The sequence below is a fragment of the Thioalkalivibrio sp. ALJ12 genome, assembly GCF_000378305.1.
Lineage (GTDB): Bacteria > Pseudomonadota > Gammaproteobacteria > Ectothiorhodospirales > Ectothiorhodospiraceae > Thioalkalivibrio.
In genome coordinates this window covers 308,929-325,760 of the sequence record NZ_KB899539.1, presented here as the reverse complement: position 1 = coordinate 325,760, position 16,832 = coordinate 308,929, and the positions used below count along the sequence as shown (strand labels likewise).

At 65.7% G+C, this 16,832-nt stretch carries 12 protein-coding genes and 1 other RNA gene; all 13 read right to left on the bottom strand.

What is annotated here, in order from left to right:
• Position 1: 1 nt before the first annotated feature.
• On the bottom strand, positions 2-1,378 hold the full coding sequence (locus F467_RS0108850; protein WP_018139224.1) for a FliI/YscN family ATPase: 1,377 nt from the start codon (positions 1,376-1,378) through the stop codon (positions 2-4).
• Positions 1,375-2,076: a FliH/SctL family protein gene (locus tag F467_RS0108845; RefSeq protein WP_018139223.1), complete on the bottom strand. Its 702-nt coding sequence runs from the start codon at positions 2,074-2,076 to the stop codon at positions 1,375-1,377. Before F467_RS0108845 ends, F467_RS0108850 begins: the two co-directional genes overlap by 4 nt.
• Positions 2,073-3,089, bottom strand: a complete 1,017-nt coding sequence (gene fliG / locus F467_RS0108840) for a flagellar motor switch protein FliG (RefSeq protein ID WP_018139222.1) — start codon at positions 3,087-3,089, stop codon at positions 2,073-2,075. Before fliG ends, F467_RS0108845 begins: the two co-directional genes overlap by 4 nt.
• The gene (gene fliF / locus F467_RS0108835; RefSeq protein ID WP_018139221.1) at positions 3,076-4,734 is read right to left on the bottom strand and encodes a flagellar basal-body MS-ring/collar protein FliF; all 1,659 of its coding nucleotides are present in this window, start codon (positions 4,732-4,734) and stop codon (positions 3,076-3,078) included. The genes fliG and fliF overlap by 14 nt, the downstream gene beginning before the upstream one ends.
• 29 nt (positions 4,735-4,763) lie before the next feature.
• Positions 4,764-5,093 carry a flagellar hook-basal body complex protein FliE gene (fliE, locus tag F467_RS0108830; RefSeq protein WP_018139220.1) on the bottom strand — a complete coding sequence of 110 codons (330 nt, stop codon included), beginning with the start codon at positions 5,091-5,093 and terminating at the stop codon, positions 4,764-4,766.
• A 121-nt stretch (positions 5,094-5,214) separates the two neighbouring features.
• Positions 5,215-6,588, bottom strand: coding sequence for a sigma-54-dependent Fis family transcriptional regulator (locus F467_RS0108825; RefSeq protein ID WP_026182223.1), 1,374 nt, complete (start codon positions 6,586-6,588; stop codon positions 5,215-5,217).
• A gap of 185 nt (positions 6,589-6,773) precedes the next feature.
• Positions 6,774-8,162, bottom strand: coding sequence for a sigma-54-dependent Fis family transcriptional regulator (locus F467_RS0108820; RefSeq protein WP_018139218.1), 1,389 nt, complete (start codon positions 8,160-8,162; stop codon positions 6,774-6,776).
• Between the two features lie 86 nt (positions 8,163-8,248).
• Positions 8,249-8,782, bottom strand: a complete 534-nt coding sequence (locus F467_RS0108815; protein WP_018139217.1) for a PilZ domain-containing protein — start codon at positions 8,780-8,782, stop codon at positions 8,249-8,251.
• Positions 8,783-8,852: 70 nt separating this feature from the next.
• Positions 8,853-12,728 carry a phosphoribosylformylglycinamidine synthase gene (purL, locus tag F467_RS0108810; protein WP_018139216.1) on the bottom strand — a complete coding sequence of 1,292 codons (3,876 nt, stop codon included), beginning with the start codon at positions 12,726-12,728 and terminating at the stop codon, positions 8,853-8,855.
• Between the two features lie 86 nt (positions 12,729-12,814).
• On the bottom strand, positions 12,815-13,234 hold the full coding sequence (locus F467_RS0108805) for a secondary thiamine-phosphate synthase enzyme YjbQ (RefSeq protein ID WP_018139215.1): 420 nt from the start codon (positions 13,232-13,234) through the stop codon (positions 12,815-12,817).
• Positions 13,235-13,288: 54 nt separating this feature from the next.
• Positions 13,289-13,649: a transfer-messenger RNA gene (gene ssrA / locus F467_RS13525) on the bottom strand.
• Between the two features lie 18 nt (positions 13,650-13,667).
• Positions 13,668-14,762: a 23S rRNA (cytidine(2498)-2'-O)-methyltransferase RlmM gene (gene rlmM / locus F467_RS0108800; RefSeq protein WP_018139214.1), complete on the bottom strand. Its 1,095-nt coding sequence runs from the start codon at positions 14,760-14,762 to the stop codon at positions 13,668-13,670.
• A 96-nt stretch (positions 14,763-14,858) separates the two neighbouring features.
• Positions 14,859-16,592, bottom strand: coding sequence for a thiosulfohydrolase SoxB (soxB, locus tag F467_RS0108795; RefSeq protein ID WP_018139213.1), 1,734 nt, complete (start codon positions 16,590-16,592; stop codon positions 14,859-14,861).
• Positions 16,593-16,832 lie beyond the last annotated feature (240 nt).

The following is a 16,832-nucleotide window of genomic DNA, read 5'->3' as shown; positions in this document are numbered from 1 at the left end:
TTCAGGCGCCCCCGATCAAGGCCAGCAGTTCGTCGCGGGCCTGATCAAACCCGACCGCCTCGTCGCGGCCCTGCCCAAGATAGGCCTCCAGCCGCTCGTGCATCGTCACCGCTTCGTCCAGATGGGTATCCGCCCCCCTGCGGTAGGCACCCACGGCAATCAGGTCGCGGTTGCGCATGTAGGTCGAGGCCAGATCCCGGAAGCGCCGGGCCGCCTGCTCGTGCTCCGGCGTGATCAGCGCGCTCATCACTCGCGAGACCGACGCCGACACGTCGATCGCGGGATAGCGCCCGGTCTCCGCGATCTCGCGCGACAGGACCACGTGCCCATCGAGGATCGCACGCGCCGCATCCACGATCGGGTCGTTCTGGTCATCCCCCTCGGCCAGCACCGTATAGAACGCCGTGATCGAACCACCGCCCACATCCCCGTTACCGGCCCGCTCCACCAATTGCGGCAGACGCGCAAACACCGAGGCGGCATAGCCCTTCGAGGCCGGTGGCTCGCCAATCGCCATCGCGATTTCGCGCGCCCCCTGAGCAAAGCGCGTGAGCGAATCCATCAACAGCAGCACATTGAGCCCACGGTCACGAAACGACTCCGCCACCGTGGTGGCCACCCAGGCCCCATGCTGGCGCAGCAGCGGCGACTGGTCGGCGGGCACGGCCACGACAACGGTGCGCTGGCGGGACTCCTCGTCCAGGATCTCATGAATGAATTCATTCACTTCACGACCACGCTCGCCGATCAAACCAACCACGATCACATCGGCGTTGGTATTGCGCGTCATCATCCCGAGCAGAACACTCTTCCCGACACCGGACCCGGCGAACAGGCCCAGCCGCTGCCCACGGCCGACCGACAGCAGGCCGTTGATCGAGCGAATCCCGACATCCAGCGGTTCCCGCACCGGCGCCCGCTGTAGCGGGTTGATCGGGCGCCCCGACAGCGGACTGTGGTCACGCGCGCGCAAGGGCCCTTTGCCATCCAGCGGCTGGCCATTGGCATCGATCACGCGCCCGAGCAGCGCGTCCCCGACCGGGATCTCGCGTTGGATATCCAGTGGTTCAATGCGCGCACCAGGCGTCAGGCCCGAGGCCAGCTCCTCCGGCATCAGAAAGGTGCGGTCGTTCTGAAACCCCACCACCTCCGCCGGGACGGCCGCGCCATTCTCGCCGTGAATCAGCGCCCGGCCACCCATCGGAAGGCGCAACCCCTCGGCCTCGAAGGTCAGGCCCGTCAGCCGCGACAGGCGGCCTTCGGACTGTGGCGGTTGCACGCGCTCCAGCCGGCCACGCGACTGCTGCAGACGATCCAGAAGCCCGGTGGTCAGTTGCTCTTGCCCACGCTTGCGCAGGGTATCGAGGGGCGAGCTCATGAATCGTCCCCCGATACCGAAGTATCCTCGGGCGCCGTCGAACGGGCAGGCTCAGCCAGATCGCCCCAGACCGCCTCGACCGCCTGTTGCAGGCGGCGCTCCAGCGAGGCGTCCACAGACGCCGCGCCCGACTCGACGCGGCAGCCACCCCGAACAAGGTTCGTATCCGCGACCCAGCGCACCCGCGTATCCAGCGACTGGACATACTCTTCCAGCAGGTTGCGGTCATCCGGGTGCACATGCACCCGCACTTCCTGATTCCGCCCAGGCAGTTGTGCCAAGGCCTGATGCAATACCTGTTCGATCAGTTCCGGTCGGGTCTCCAGCTCGGCAGACAGCACTTTGCGGGCCAGGGCGACGGTCAACGCCAGCAGCTCCGGCTCCAGCTGGTCGGCTGCTTCGGCCAACGGGTCGGTCAGCCCACCCGCCAATGACTCCAGTCTGGCGACCGTCTCGCGCAGCTGCTTGTCCGACTTTGCCCGCGCGGCCTTCTCGGCCTCCTGTTTCCCGACCTCGTGGCCTTCGGCGTATCCGGCCTCGAAGCCATTCTGACGTGCCTGTTCCTCGATCGCCTCGATCTCGGCGGCCGTGGGCAGTCGTCGGGGCGGCCGCAGGCCTTCATCGCCAATCTCTGGCGGTTCCCAAACCGACGCGTCGGGGTCATGGACCCGCACCTGGGCGCCGGGACGGGATGTCACAACATCGCCTCGCTACCCTGCCCGCCGAGCACGATCTCGCCGTTCTCGGCGAGGCGACGGGCCACCGCCAGGATCTCCTTCTGCGCCGCCTCGACCTCGCTCACGCGGACCGGGCCCTTGGCCTCCAGATCCTCACGCAGCATCTCGGCCGCACGCTTCGACATATTGCGGAAAATCTTGTCCTGGAGCTCCTCTTCGGCGCCCTTCATGGCCAGCACCAGCGAGTCTGTCGAGATCTCGCGCAACAGAGTCTGGATGCCGCGATCGTCGATATCCACCAGGTTCTCGAAGACGAACATCTCTTCTTCGATCCGCCCGCCAAGGTCCGAATCGGACTCCTTGATGGATTCCATGATCTCGGCCTCGCGCGACCCTTCCATCAGATTCATGATGTTGGCCGCCGTGCGAACCCCACCCAGCATCGAGGTCTTGCTGGCGGCATTCCCCGAAAGCTGACGATCGAGGATTTCATCCAGCTCCTGCAGCGCCTGCGGCTGGATGCCGTCCAGCGTCGCGATTCGCATCACGACGTCCGTCTGCACGCGGGTAGGCAGGTATTGCAGCGTGTCCGATGCCTGATCGGAATCCAGGTGCGACAGGACGATCGCGACGATCTGTGGGTGTTCGTTACGCAGCATGTCGGCGATCGCGCGCGGGTCCAGCCACTTAAGGGCCTCGATCCCCTTGGAATTGCGCCCCAGCAGGATCCGGTCGATGACGCCCGAGGCCTTCTCGCCAAGGGCGTTCTCCAGCACGCTGCGCACGTACTCGTCCGCACCCACGCCGAGCGCCGTTTGCTCCTGCACATGCGCGGAAAACTCGTGCAGCGCGGAGTCCACATCCGCGCGCGAGATGCGGTCCATCGAGGCCATCGCGGTCCCGATCTTCTGGACCTCTTTGGGCCCCATATGGCGCATGACCTCGGCGGCGGCATCCTCGCCGAGACTCATCATGAACACCGCGGCGCGTTCCGCGCCATCGAGCTTCTTGGGTTGCTTGTCAACGGCCATCATCACCCAACCAGGTCTTCATTACCTGCGCCACGCGCTTCGGATCCTCGCGCACCATCTCGCGTACCGCCTCGAGATCCATCTCCTGCTGATCGGGCCCCTTGGGGCCCGTCAGTGCGGCCACGGCCGACTGCGAGCCCGCCGGCGCACCGGGACTATCTTCGTCCGACTGGTCCGTCAGCGCCCTTTGCTGGTCGGCCCGCGGATCACGCGGCGGACTTGCCATCAGCTGCTTGAGCGCCGGGCGAACCACCGTGAGCAACAGAATCAACGCCAACAACAGGCCTGCGCCGATCTTGACCATCTCGAGGAACCACGACTGAGACCAGAACGGCACCTCGTCTTCGATCATTTCTTCCGCCGGGGCCTCAAAGGGCGCCGTCACGACGTTCAGCGTATCGCCTCGGGCCTCCGAGAATCCAACCGCTTCTCGCACCAGCGCTTCGATCCTTTCCAGCTCCTCCGCATCGCGCGCCACGCTCTCGCTGGCTCCGTCCTCGCCCAGCTGCTCACGGAAGTCCACCACGACCGCGGTGGACACCCGGCGGATACCGCCCGGCGCCTCGCGGATATGGTTGATGCGTCGATCGACCTCGTAGTTACGCGTAACGTTGGCGCTGCGGCTCGTCGGCAGCGGCGCCGGGGCCACCTCACCCTCAGCGCCCTCAACCGCCCCGCCCTCCGGCGGCTGATTGGTCAGGGCGCCGGGGACTCCCGCCGGCCCACCATCCATCCCGGTGCGCTCGTCCTCGCGCGTCTGCTCCGAACGCAGGGCGATGGTCTCGGGATCGTAGAGCTCCTCGGTGCGTTCCACCTGCGAGAAATCGATATCGGCATTGACCTGGACACGCACCTTGTCCGAACCCACGATCGGCGCCAGCAGATCGTGGATGCGCTCGGCGTAGCGTTGTTCGACCTCGCGCGAGAACGACAGGCGGTCACTGCTGGCCATGCCGCCACGATCGGCGCCGTCCTGCGTCAACAGGCGGCCACGCTGATCGACCACCGTCACCCGCTCCGCCTCGAGCTCCGAGGTGCTGGAGGCCACCAGATGCACGACCGCGGCCACCTGCGACTCGGAAAGCGAGCGACCACCCCGGAGATGAACAACCACGGAGGCAGTGGCCGGGCGGCGATCGCGCACGAATACCGACTGTTCGGCCTGCGCGATATGCACGCGTGCCCGTTCGACCGCGTCCAGAGACGCAACGGTGCGCGCCAGCTCGCCCTCCATCGCGCGATGAAAGCGCGCCCCCTCCACCATACGGCTGGTACCCAGCCCGGTGTCTTCCTGCAGCAGCTCGAAGCCCACATCGCCCGAGCGCGGCAGGCCTTCCGATGCCAGCTGCAGTCGCGCCTCGGCCAGATCCCCCTGGGGCACCTTCACTTGTCCGGTCGTGGCATCCACCTGGTATGAAATACCGGCCTGGGACAGCGCCTGCACGACTTCCGCTGCCTCCTCGCTTTCCATGCGCGGAAACAGCGGCACATACGTCGGCCGGAAGGCCCAGTACAGTACCGCCACGATCACCACGATCGCGCCGGCGAGCATGCCCAGAAGCGCAAGCTGACGCCCCGCCGGCATGCCATTGAACTCGCGGATACCACCCGTGATTACGGTCGGCAGGGATTGTGCGTTCTCGGCCATGAGTACTTATTCTCCGTGCGGTCCGCGCATCAGACCTGCATCCGCATGATTTCCTGATACGCATTCAGGAGCCGGTTGCGTACCTGGTTCGTGGCCTCGAACGCGATGCTCGACTTGTTCATTGCCACCATGACCTGGGGCAGGCTGACGTTCTCGTCGCCCAGCTCGAAGCGAGTCTGTAGATCGGTCGCACTCTGCTGAACATCATTCACCCCGCGCAGCGAGTCGCGCAGCACGTTCTGGAAATCCGCCCCGCCGACCTTGCCCGGCTGCTGTGCGGGATTGGTCCCTTCCACGCCCGAGCTCTGCGTCAGCTGGCGCATCTGGGCCAGAACGTTCTGAATCTGCATCTCGCTCATGATTCGACTCCCCTATTCGCCATCCACGCCCACGTGTGCGTGTCTTACCCTTCGCGCCAATGCCCGATGTGGCCTGTTGGCGTCGAAACAGCACGAAGCAAAGGCCGTGCCAGTGGTCTCACTAGTGACTCGACGAAGGCACCGCGAAGCCCGATTCCCGCAACCGGGCAATCTTGTAACGCAATGTTCTGGGGCTGATTCCCAGACGTTCCGCGGCCTCCTTGCGGCGCCCGCCCGACTCGCGCAGGACATTGAGAATCACCCGACTCTCCTGTGTCTGCAGGGTCTGTTCCAGCATGGGCGTCGAGTTCTCGTCGACCGAGTCGCGGTCATCCGGGTCCGAAGCGTCCGATGGCCGACACTCGTGCGTGCCCCAGGGCATCAGCATGTCCAGGTCCAGCCAGATCGCTTCGACACCGATAACGGGTCCACGCGCCGCATCGTGCAGCGTCACCGCACGTTCCATCACATTGGCGAGCTCGCGCACATTGCCCGGCCAGTCGTGCTCGACCAGCCGTTTCCGGGCAGACGCATCGAGATCGGTCAAGGCATTGCCGCTCAACCGGCGCAAGAGGGTGCGCGCCAGCGGCACGATATCCTCCGGGCGCTCGCGCAGCGGCGGGATCCAGACAGGAAAGACATTCAGGCGGTAGTAGAGGTCGTCGCGCAGCACCCCTTCCGCCAGTGCCTCGCGCAGGTCGCGGTTCGAGGTCGCAATCACCCGTACATCCACTCGGCGGGCCTGCCGGCCGCCCAGTGGCTCTACCTCGCGTTCCTGCAGCACCCGCAGCAGCTTGGCCTGCAGGTTCACCGGGATCTCCGTGACCTCGTCGAGCAACAGCGTCCCGCCGTGGGCCTGGGCGAACTTCCCGGGCCGCGCCTCCAGTGCCCCGGTAAACGCCCCCTTCGCATGCCCGAACAACAGGGCCTCCAGCATCGTCTCCGGCAGTGCCGCGCAGTTGACGGCCTCGAACGGGCCGTTCGCACGTGGTGAGCGGGCATGCACCTGGCGGGCCAGCACCTCCTTGCCAACGCCTGACTCGCCGGTGACGAATACCGTCGCCGGGCTTGCGGCGATCCTCGAGACAAAGGCGTCCAACAACTGCATTGAGGCGCTCTGCGCCACCATCCGTGGAACCACAATGCTGGGCGACGGCCTGGCCACCGAACGCAGCCATTCAGCCATGGACTCGGCCATCTCGGGAAGGGCGAAATGCGCGGCCAAGCCTTCACGCAAGGCCCCGATCTCGGCGTCCTGCGTGGCGTCGTGCCCGACCGCGGCGACCGGCATCCGCGCCCCCAACTCAGCCCAGTGGCCCGGGGCATCCCTGCGCGCCACCAAAACCGCACGAGGGCGATGCGTCTCCAGTGCGACCGGTAGCGCCTCGCTCCGGCAAGATTCCAGCCGCACGCGCGGGATCGTCGCCAATACGCGGACCACCGCCTCGCGCAGCGCGGGTTCCGCATCGACTAGGAGAATGGTCGCTCTGGACATATACCGGTTCCTCGGAAGTTCAGGAGGCAACCAGCAAGAACCAAGCCAGAAAGAAGAAACGAAATAACTACAGTTACTTAACAAGGGGTCCGGATGCGCGTCGTCAAATCCTCGTCGGGCGTTCCGGTATCAACGCGGCCCCCACCTGACGGCTTCCCGACGATGCTGGGCCAAGGGGCAGAACCTCAGGCCTTGCCCAATCCGAACTTGCGCATACGCTCGACCAGGGTGGTGCGGCGCATACCGAGGCGGCGCGCCGCACGGGCGACGACCTGCCCGGTTTCGTTCAGCGCCGTGACGATCATTTCGCGCTCCAGGTCATTCAGATAGCCGCGCAGGTCCACGCCTTCCGGGGGCAACCCCTCGCGGGCCAGACCCAATGCCCCATTCGGCGCGCTGCCGGCCTGTCCATTCGCATCGCTCTGCGGCGGCATGGTCAGGTCTTCGATGCCCTCCGGGCGGACCCGCGGAGGGAGCTGCCCGAGGTCCACTGGCAGGTCCGGATACATGATGGCCAACTGCTCGAGCAGGTTTGCCAGTTCGCGGATGTTGCCCTTCCACGGCAGCTGGCTCAGGTGCGCCATCACGGCCGGGGTCAGGTGGGCCGGAGTCATACCCTGCTCTCGCAACCGATCCTCCAGCGCAGCCACCAGGGACGGGATGTCACTCGCGCGCTCGCGCAACGGGGGTAGCTCGATGGGGAATACATTGAGCCGGAAGAACAGATCCTGACGGAAACTGCCCTCGGTCACCGCGTCATCCAGATTGCGATGCGTGGCCGCGATGATCCGTGCATTGGTGGAGATCGACTTGTTGGAACCAACGCGTTCGAACACGCGCTCCTGCAGGACACGCAGCAGCTTGACCTGCATCGGCAACGGCATGTCCCCGATCTCGTCGAGGAACAGCGTCCCGTCGCCGGCCAGTTCGAAGCGGCCCGTACGCGCGGTGAAGGCACCCGTAAAGGCCCCTTTCTCGTGCCCGAACAACTCGCTTTCGAGAAGATCCGCCGGGATTGCGCCGCAGTTGACGGCGACGAAGGGCTTGTCCGCACGATCGGAGGCCGCGTGGATCGCCCGCGCAATGACCTCCTTGCCGGACCCGGTTTCGCCCAGAATCAGCGCCGTGGCATCGGTACGGGCCACCTGCGCGACCAGGCGCTTGACCGCCAGCATCGTCGGATGCACCCCCACCAGGCCCGGCATGTCGTCATGCCCGGGCTCGCGGCCGTACCGCAGCCACTGCAAGACTTGGCTCACCTGGGCAATCGACAACGGGTGCTCCACCACGCAACCCGAACCCGGGGCGCTGACCTTCTCGCCATCGGTGGGCTGCACGACCACGGTCGTCTGCCCGTTGAGTCCCTCGAACAGGCGCTGGTCCAACTCCGCGGCCGGGCCGCACCACCACACCGCTGCGGCGTCGGAACCCTGGTCGATCAGGGCTTCGGGGGATTGATGGGATTCGGTTTCACAACCGAGACAGGACAGAATCGCCTGCGTGTCGCGGGCAGCGCCTGGTTCACCGGTGAGAGCAATCCGTAGTTCCTGGCTGCGTCCATTCAGATCCGTCATACCGGCCACCGCTCGTAGACTGAGTTGACTCATGCAGGGTCCAAAGCCGACCCATACAAAGGTGTGATGAGCGTCTCAGTATCCGGCTAGTTGTGACCGGCGTCAACTTTCTGTCGTTTGTCGGCAATCTCGCGCCGATGGAGGCGAAAAATCCAGCGTCCAAGAGCCTCTCTGAGGGTGTCTTCCATGCCCATCCACCGCATCAGCTGTACGTCTCCAGCCGTTGTCGGACTCTCGACACCCAGCACGCAAGGCTGCGGCAACAGCCGGCTGAGATAGATCTCCAGACGATCACAGTCCTCGGGTACAGTGCCCGCTGGCAGTACAATCCCGTGGCGCGACAAGGTCGCCTCCACGGGTGCCGGACGCTCCGGGTGCAGCGATTCGGCCACCAGATGCAGCAGCAGGTCCAGCTTGTGCTCCATGCGCTGGATCTCGGGTGCGGTCTCGTCCTCGTGCGGGATCGAGCGCGGGTGAGTGTCGTCGAACAGGTCCAGGCTTTCGATCAGGCGCTGTGCGAGCCCCGGGTCCGTCAAGGCGCGCTCCGATGGGCCGACCGCGAGCGCACTGCTCACCCGCAGATCATCCCCCAGGTACTCGCTCCATTCGCTCGCCGTCATCGGACCTCCTGATTTACCGGCAGGGTGCGTTCCCGCCGCTTGCGCGGTTTGTACAGACGCTTATAGACGATCAGGCCACGAACACACGCGCGTTACGGAACAACCGCATCCAGGGGCCGTCTTCACCCCAGTCCTGTGGGTGCCAGCTGTGCTGCACGGTCCGGAACACCCGTTCCGGGTGCGGCATCATGATCGTGGCACGGCCGTCCTGCGAAGTGAAACCGGTGGCGCCGCCCGGGGAGCCATTGGGGTTCGCCGGGTAGTGGGTGGCCGGCGTGTCGTCCGCCTCCACGTAGCGCAGCGCCGCCTGGTCGTGCACCGGGACATCGTCCCGATACTGCACGCGGCCCTCCCCGTGCGAGACCACCACGGGCAGCAGGGATCCACCCATACCGTCCAGCAGGACCGAGGGGCCCGGCTCCACCCGGACCAGTGACAACCGGGCCTCGAACTGCTCCGAGCGATTACGCACAAAGCGCGGCCAGTGATCCGCTCCGGGAATCAGCGGGGCCAGATGGGACAGCATCTGGCAACCATTGCAGACCCCGAGCGTAAAGCTGTCGGCGCGGTCGAAGAAGGCCTGAAACTGATCGCGCAACGCCGCGTGGTTCAGGATGGTCTGGGCCCAGCCGCCCCCGGCGCCGAGCACATCCCCGTAGGAAAATCCTCCACAGACAGCGAGGCCCTGCATCTCGTCCAGCGCCCTCCGTCCCGAGAGCAGGTCCGTCATGTGGACATCCACCGGCTGAAACCCCGCACGCTCGAATGCCGCCGCCATCTCCAGCTGGCCGTTCACCCCCTGCTCGCGCAGAATCGCCACGCGCGGCCGCTCGCCGGTCGCGATCATGGGCGCGGCGATATCCTCCGCCGGGTCGAACCCCAGGCGCGCGGTCAGGCCGCCATCGTTGTCGACACGCGAGAACTCCTCTTCGGCACACTCCGGGTCGTCGCGCAGCCGCTGCATCGCGGCCGAGGTTGCCTGCCAGTCGCCCTGCAACTGCGCCCGCGTGGTCTCCAGCAAATCCTTCGGTCCCTGGCGCACGAGCACGCGGTCATCCGCGCGCACGGTCGCAACGCGATGCAGGTGCGCGCCCAGGCCCACGGCGTTCAGCCCGTCACGCAGCGCCGCCTCGGCCCCCGGGGCCAGCTGCACGACCGCACCCAGCTCCTCGTTGAACAACCACTCCTGAGCGCGGTGGTCGTCGGGCACCGTGACCTCCAGCCCGCAACGACCGGCGAAGGCCATCTCCGCAAGCGTCGTGAACAGGCCGCCATCGGACCGATCGTGGTACGCGGCCAGCAGATCCTTGCGGCGCAGCCCCGTGATCACGTCAAAGAAGCCGCGCAGGCGCGCCACATCGACCAGATCCGGTGCCTCACTCCCGATATGCCCCCAGGCCTGGGCCAGCGCCGAGCCACCCATGCGGGTGTTCCCCTCGCCCAGGTCAATGAGCCACAGGGTCGAGTCCGCACCCGGATTCAGCTCGGGCGTCACGCTGCGCCGGACGTCGGCGACCGGGGCAAAGCCCGAGACGATCAGCGAGACCGGGGAATACATGTCCCGCGCCTCGCCATCGGCGGTCTCCCAGACCGTACGCATCGACAGCGAATCCTTGCCCACCGGGATGGAGATACCCAAGCCCGGGCAGACATCCTCGGCCACCGCGCGCACGGTATCGAACAGGTTGGCGTCCTCGCCGGAGACACCGGCGGCGGCCATCCAGTTGGCCGACAGCCGAATCATCTCGGTACTGTCGATATCGGCGGCGGCCATATTGGTCACGACCTCGCCAATGGCCATGCGCCCCGAGGCGGGGCCGGAGAGGATCGCCAGCGGCGTGCGCTCGCCCATGGCCATCGCCTCGCCGGTATAGCCCTCGAAGTCGGTCAGCGTGACCGCGCAGTCGGCCACCGGCACCTGCCACGGGCCCACCATCTGGTCGCGCGCGACCAGCCCGCCCACGCTGCGATCACCGATCGTGATCAGGAAGTGCTTGGCCGCTACCGCAGGTACCTGCAGCACGCGGCGGACCGCCTCATCCAGCGGGCAAGCGACCGCGTCAAAGTCGGTAGCCGGCGGTGCCGTGCGACGGTCCTCGCGCGTCATGCGCGGCGTCTTGCCGAGCAGCATGCCCATCGGCATGTCCACGGGCGGCTCGTGGAACAGCCGGTCCTCGACCTTCAGGTGGCCTTCCTCGGTGGCGCGACCGACCACCGCGAACGGCGCCCGCTCGCGCTCGGCCAGCATACGGAAGGTCTCCAGACGGCCGTCGTCCACGGCCAGCACGTAGCGTTCCTGCGCCTCGTTGCACCACAGCTCCATCGGCGACAGGCCCGGCTCGGCGGTCGGGACCTCCCGCATCTCGATCACGCCGCCGCGCCCGGCATCGTCGAGGATCTCGGGAATGGCGTTGGACAGTCCACCCGCACCCACGTCATGGATCGAACGGATCGGGTTCTGCACCCCCAGCGCGGTGCAGCGATCGATCACCTCCTGACAGCGCCGTTCCATCTCCGGATTGCCACGCTGCACCGAGGCGAAATCGAGCTGCTCGGCGCTGGCGCCGCTGGCCATTGACGACGCCGCCCCGCCACCCAGGCCGATCAGCATCGCCGGGCCGCCGAGCACCACGATCGGCGTCCCCGGGGGCACATCCTTCTTGTGCACATGTTCGCCGCGGATCGACCCCAGGCCGCCGGCCAGCATGATCGGCTTGTGGTAGCCGTACAGGGCCTCGCTCCCGTCCGGGCGCGGCAGAGCCATCTCGAAGGTACGGAAGTATCCCGCCAGCGCCGGGCGGCCGAACTCGTTGTTGAATGCGGCAGCACCGATCGGGCCGTCCAGCATGATCTGGCGCGCGCTCTCGATCCGTTGCGGACGTCCGAAGTCACGCTCCCACGGCTGCGGCAACTCCGGGATCTGGAGATTGGATACGGTAAAGCCGGTCAGCCCCGCCTTGGGCTTGGAGCCCTGTCCGGTGGCCCCCTCGTCGCGGATCTCGCCGCCCGAGCCTGTGGCGGCACCCGGGAACGGCGAGATCGCGGTCGGGTGGTTGTGGGTTTCCACCTTCATCAGGATCGGTAGATCCAGCGATTCGCGCTGATACTCGCCGCTGATCGCATCCGGCATCAGGCGGATGCCCGCATGCCCGGCGATCACCGAGGCGTTGTCGCTGTAGGCCGACAGCACACGCTCCGGATGCTTCTGGTGGGTACTGCGGATCATCCCGAACAGCGTGCGCTCGTCCGCCTCGCCATCCAGGATCCAGGCGGCGTTGAAGATCTTGTGGCGGCAGTGTTCGGAGTTCGCCTGGGCGAACATCATCAGTTCGGCGTCGGTGGGCGCGCGCCCGAGCCCCGCGTACCCATCCGCGAGATATTCGATCTCGTCCGGCGAGAGCGCCAAACCCAGATCGACATTGGCGGCTTCCAGCGCCCGGCGCGGGTCATCGCCCAGCTCTACACGGCCCAGCGAGCGCGGCGTCTCGGTCTGGAACAGCCGCGCCGCCTCCGCCGGATCCTCGATCACGGTCTCGGTCATCCGGTCGTGCAGGACATCGCCGAGCGCCTCGAGGGCCGCGCCTTTGGCCCCCTGCCCGCCGATCTGCCAGTGGATGCCGCGCTCGATCCGCACGACGGCCTCCTCGAGGCCGGCATGGTGTGCGATCTCGGTGGCCTTGGACGACCACGGGCTGATCGTGCCGAAACGCGGGATCACCACCAGTTCGCGCTGGATCTCGAAGTCCGGCGCGCGCCAGGCCTCGCCCTCGGACAACAGGCGGTCCAGGATCGCGTCTTCTTCCGCCGTCAGGCGGCGCCGGGGCTCGATGAAATACACAAACCGCGCCGCGAGCGGACCCGCGTCAGGGACACTCGCCCGCAGGCCGGCTTCCAGTGCCTGCAACCGAAATGGCGAGACGGCGATACCCCCTTCCACAAACCGCATTGCGCTTCCTCGATACCCGGAGATGACAAAGGCTGCGCATTGTACCGGACCCGGCGCCGGGCCGGGACCGCCGCCCGCCTACTCGGTCACTCTCCGTGGACCGTTACGGTCAGCGTGCGCGTGTGCGCGGCGTAGCGGTGCTCCCACAGAAACAGGCCCTGCCAGGTACCCAGGACCAGCCGGCCCATCCCGACCGGGACGGTCAGGTCATTGTGGGTCAGCATCGCGCGGGCATGGGCGGCCATGTCGTCGTCGCCTTCCATGTCATGCCGGTAAGCGGGATCGCCGTCCGGGGCCATGCGCGCGATCAGGGTCTCCAGGTCATGACGGACATCGGGATCGGCGTTTTCGGTCACCAACAACGAGGCACTGGTGTGGTGCTGAAAGACATGGCAGGTACCGGTAGTGATCCCGCTGGCGGCCACGATCTCGTCGATCTGGCGCGTGATGTTGATCGTGCCCCGCCCCTCGGTGCGTACGCGAAAGCTGTCCTGATGCACGGCCATACCCGGCTCTCCAACAAAAAAGCGCCCGAAGGCGCTTGATTGGACTTGCTAATTTGGTGGAGGCGGCGGGAATCGAACCCGCGTCCGCAGGCCCTCCGCCTTCGGCTCTACATGCTTATTCTGTCTTTGAGTTTAACCAGCCGCTACCCGACAGGCAGGGAAAACAACTGGCGATCCCGGTTTAGTTTTAATGGATCCACGCCGGGCGCGCTTCACCACGAGCTTGTGAGAGTCGACGCCCGATACTGGACGCACAAGCACGGCTCCAGTCGGACGGCATCTACCGGTTTTTAAGCGGCGAGTGCGTAGTTGTCGTCGTTGGCAACTATTTTTTTGCAGTGATTTTTACGAGGCTCACCACATCCTCGGCATGCACCTCAGGTTTCGCGACCCGCGTCGAATCCAAGTCGCCCCCTTACAGTACAGAGACAGTCTACCGCGCCAAGGGTTCCCCGACCAGACGAATATGCACGGTGACCTCCTCCCGATCGTGATACAGCTGTCGTGCCCGGACCTCATAAGCCAGCCCCGCGTCGCTCAGCCGTTCATGCAGGTGTTCCAGACAGTCCCGCACGGTCTGCCAGCGTTTCTTCATCGGCAGTTTCAGGTTGAAGATCGCCTCGCGGCACAACTGTCTTTCCAGCCAGTCCCCCATGCGGGCCGCAACACGTGCCGGCTTGTCCACAATATCGCAGACCAGCCAGATCACCGGATTCGGCGGCTCCCAGACAAAGGCATCCTCGCGGTGATGCTCCACCTGGGTGGTCGCCATCAACCGCTCGTCCATCGGGCCGTTGTCCACGGCATGCACATGCATCCCGCGCCGCACCAGCTGCCAGGTCCAGCCGCCCGGAGCGGCCCCCAGATCCACGGCCTGCATGCCCTCGGCCAGTCGCTCCGGCCACTGCTCCGCCGGGATAAATGTGTGCCAGGCCTCTTCCAGCTTCAGCGCGGAGCGGCTGGGCGCATCGGATGCCGCCCGCAGGCGCGGCTTGCCCTCCGGCCAGTCGCTGCGTTCTCCCGGCCGGGAAAATGCAATCTGTACCCGGTCGCCAGCGGACCAGAACAGGTGCGCCCGCAACCCGGCCGCATCCGGGACCAGCAGGCCGCGCTTGCGCAACACGGCCTGCAAGGGTCGATCCAGGGCGCGCGCCAGCCGAACCAGTGACTGGCCGTCGTTGGTGTCCGGGCACTCGTGCCACAGCGAGTCGAAACAGATCCCCGTCAACTGAAGCTGATCCAGGATCGGCGTCACTCGATCCTCTCGGCTCAGCCGTTCCAGTGGGTGCAGCGCCACCAGCCGCTGCCGGGCAAAAATCAATTCATCCAGCGGCAGTGCCGCGGCCAGCCCCACAAGATCGCCATCCGCCGGGACAAAGCGTACAAATCCGGTATCGGGCTTCGCGCGCGGATAGGCGGCCATACCCGCCTCTGCCGCCCGCTCCGTCAGCTCGGCAATCAGGTCGGGCTCGAAACCCGGGCGGCAGTAAAACAGCAGTTCGGACGCGGTCGCCTCGATCGCCACCATGTCTCCTCCATGAAAAAAGCCGCCACACCCGAGAGGGGTGAGGCGGCTTCGAGGGTAACCGGACCGAACATCCGGGTCACCAATCCACCGTCGGGATCAGACCTCCAGGCCCGGATCGCCTTCGACGTTCTTCAGCTTCGGCAGATAGGGCTTGCTGACCTCAACCGTACCCTTCTCGCGCAGGTAGTCCGCGACCAGTTCCCAGACCGGCTCGGAATCCAGCGGCTCGTGCACGTTCGCCCAGCCAGCCACGACATAGTTCTTGTCCATGTCGATCGGCTCGCCATTGATCTCCAGGTCGCTGATACGCGAACCCATCGACTCGTGCGGATCGATCGTGTACTTGATCCCACCGGTCCGGACCATGTCGCCACCGCGGTGATGGTACGGGTTCTGGTTGAAGATCGAGTTGGCCACATCCTCCAGCGTGTTCTTCAGCTGTTCGCCGGTCATCTCGTTACGCTGGACCTCGGAGTACGTGGTCACGGTCTGGCTCATCACCTCCTCGAAGGTGATCGGCTGACCCGGCAGCACGCTGACACCCCAGCGGAAGCCCGGCGACAGGGCCACCTCGGCATCCAGCTTCTCGCGCAGTGCATCCAGGATCACCTCGTCGAAGGTGCCGTTGAAGTTGCCACGGCGGTACAGCACGCCGTCGGTCACCGCGAGCTCTTCGTTGAGCTTATCCTCATACGGCTGGTGGACCTTCTTCACGTGCTCTTCCATTTCTGGATCGGCATCCAGCAGGTTGGAGAACACCGGCAGCATGTGGAACTTGTAGTCGCGCACGCCGCTCTCGCCGACATCCAGGTCCAGCAGGCCCAGGAACTTGCCGTTCGAACCAGCGTTGGTCACCAGCGTGATGTCGCCACCGGCGTTTTCGATCTCGACCGCACCGGGGATCGGGTCGTGGGTGTGACCACCCATGATCACGTCCACGCCTTCCAGGTTGCGGGCCATTTCCATGTCCGTGACCATGCCGTTGTGCGACAGGATCGCGACCACCTTCGCGCCCTTCTCGCGGCACTCGTTGATCATGCGCTGCATGTGTTCGTCGCGGATGCCGAAGCTCCAGTCCGGGAACATGTAGCTCGGGTTGGCCACCGAGGTGTACGGGAAGGCCTGACCAATCACCGCCACCGGCACACCGTTCATCTCGCGGATGGTGTAGGGCTCGAACACCGGGTCGCCCCAGTCGCGGTCCTCGATGTTCTGCGCCAGGAAGTCGATGCCGTTCGGCTTGAAGTCGTTCTCGACGATCTCCATCACGCGCTCGTCACCGAAGGTGAACTCCCAGTGGCCGACCATGATGTCCACACCTAGCAGTTTCTGGGCATCGACCATGTCCTGACCGTCGTCCCACAGGGACACCGCAGAACCATGCCAGGTATCGCCACCGTCCAGCATCAACGAGTTCGGCCGGTCGGCGCGCAACTTCTTGACCAGCGTGGACAGGTGCGAGAAACCGCCCATACGGCCGTACTTCTCCGCCGCGTCGACGTAGTCGAGATGGGTGATGGCATGCGCCATCGGCGTACCGGGCTTGATACCGAACCACTCGAGCAGCTCGTTGCCCACCAGCACCGGCGGCTTGCCCTTCATGTCGCCCACGCCAATGTTCACGTTCGGCTCGCGGAAGTAGATCGGCTTCAGCTGCGCGTGGCAGTCGGTGTAGTGCATGAACGAGACATTGCCGAATTTCGGGATGTCGTACATCTCGCTGCTCAGGGGCTTCCACGATCCCTTCTCGCCGGCCCAGGCATTCATCGAGAAGCCGGCGGCGCTCGCCACGGCCATGGCCTGCAGGAATTCTCTCCGAGTCAGATTCATTGACTGGCTCCTATTGGTGGTTTGAATTGGATAAACCGCAATTTCTAGCTGGACCTGTTCCGGTCCTCTTCCCGGTTATTCCGGACGTGCTTTGGCCAATTTTGTTCCATCGGCCTGGTCGTCATCGGGTGCGCAGCCTACCGGAGTTACCGCGAGTTCGCGCGGGATCGTATAAAAATCGAACCCATTCCAATCCGATCTGCGCTGACAAAAAAATGCTCCGGGAGCCTGCCAGAGCCA

Bases quoted from the DNA above. Each gene is read 5' to 3' on its own strand.
- F467_RS0108815 (WP_018139217.1), bottom strand. From the start codon at position 8,782: ATGACGGCGAGCGAATGGAGCGAGTACCTGGGGGATGATCTGCGGGTG.
- rlmM (WP_018139214.1), bottom strand. From the start codon at position 14,762: ATGGTGGCGATCGAGGCGACCGCGTCCGAACTGCTGTTTTACTGCCGC.
- fliG (WP_018139222.1), bottom strand. From the start codon at position 3,089: ATGATGGCCGTTGACAAGCAACCCAAGAAGCTCGATGGCGCGGAACGC.
- F467_RS0108805 (WP_018139215.1), bottom strand. From the start codon at position 13,234: ATGGCCGTGCATCAGGACAGCTTTCGCGTACGCACCGAGGGGCGGGGC.
- F467_RS0108825 (WP_026182223.1), bottom strand. From the start codon at position 6,588: ATGTCCAGAGCGACCATTCTCCTAGTCGATGCGGAACCCGCGCTGCGC.
- purL (WP_018139216.1), bottom strand. From the start codon at position 12,728: ATGCGGTTTGTGGAAGGGGGTATCGCCGTCTCGCCATTTCGGTTGCAG.
- F467_RS0108850 (WP_018139224.1), bottom strand. From the start codon at position 1,378: ATGAGCTCGCCCCTCGATACCCTGCGCAAGCGTGGGCAAGAGCAACTG.
- fliE (WP_018139220.1), bottom strand. From the start codon at position 5,093: ATGAGCGAGATGCAGATTCAGAACGTTCTGGCCCAGATGCGCCAGCTG.
- fliF (WP_018139221.1), bottom strand. From the start codon at position 4,734: ATGGCCGAGAACGCACAATCCCTGCCGACCGTAATCACGGGTGGTATC.
- soxB (WP_018139213.1), bottom strand. From the start codon at position 16,592: ATGAATCTGACTCGGAGAGAATTCCTGCAGGCCATGGCCGTGGCGAGC.
- F467_RS0108820 (WP_018139218.1), bottom strand. From the start codon at position 8,162: ATGACGGATCTGAATGGACGCAGCCAGGAACTACGGATTGCTCTCACC.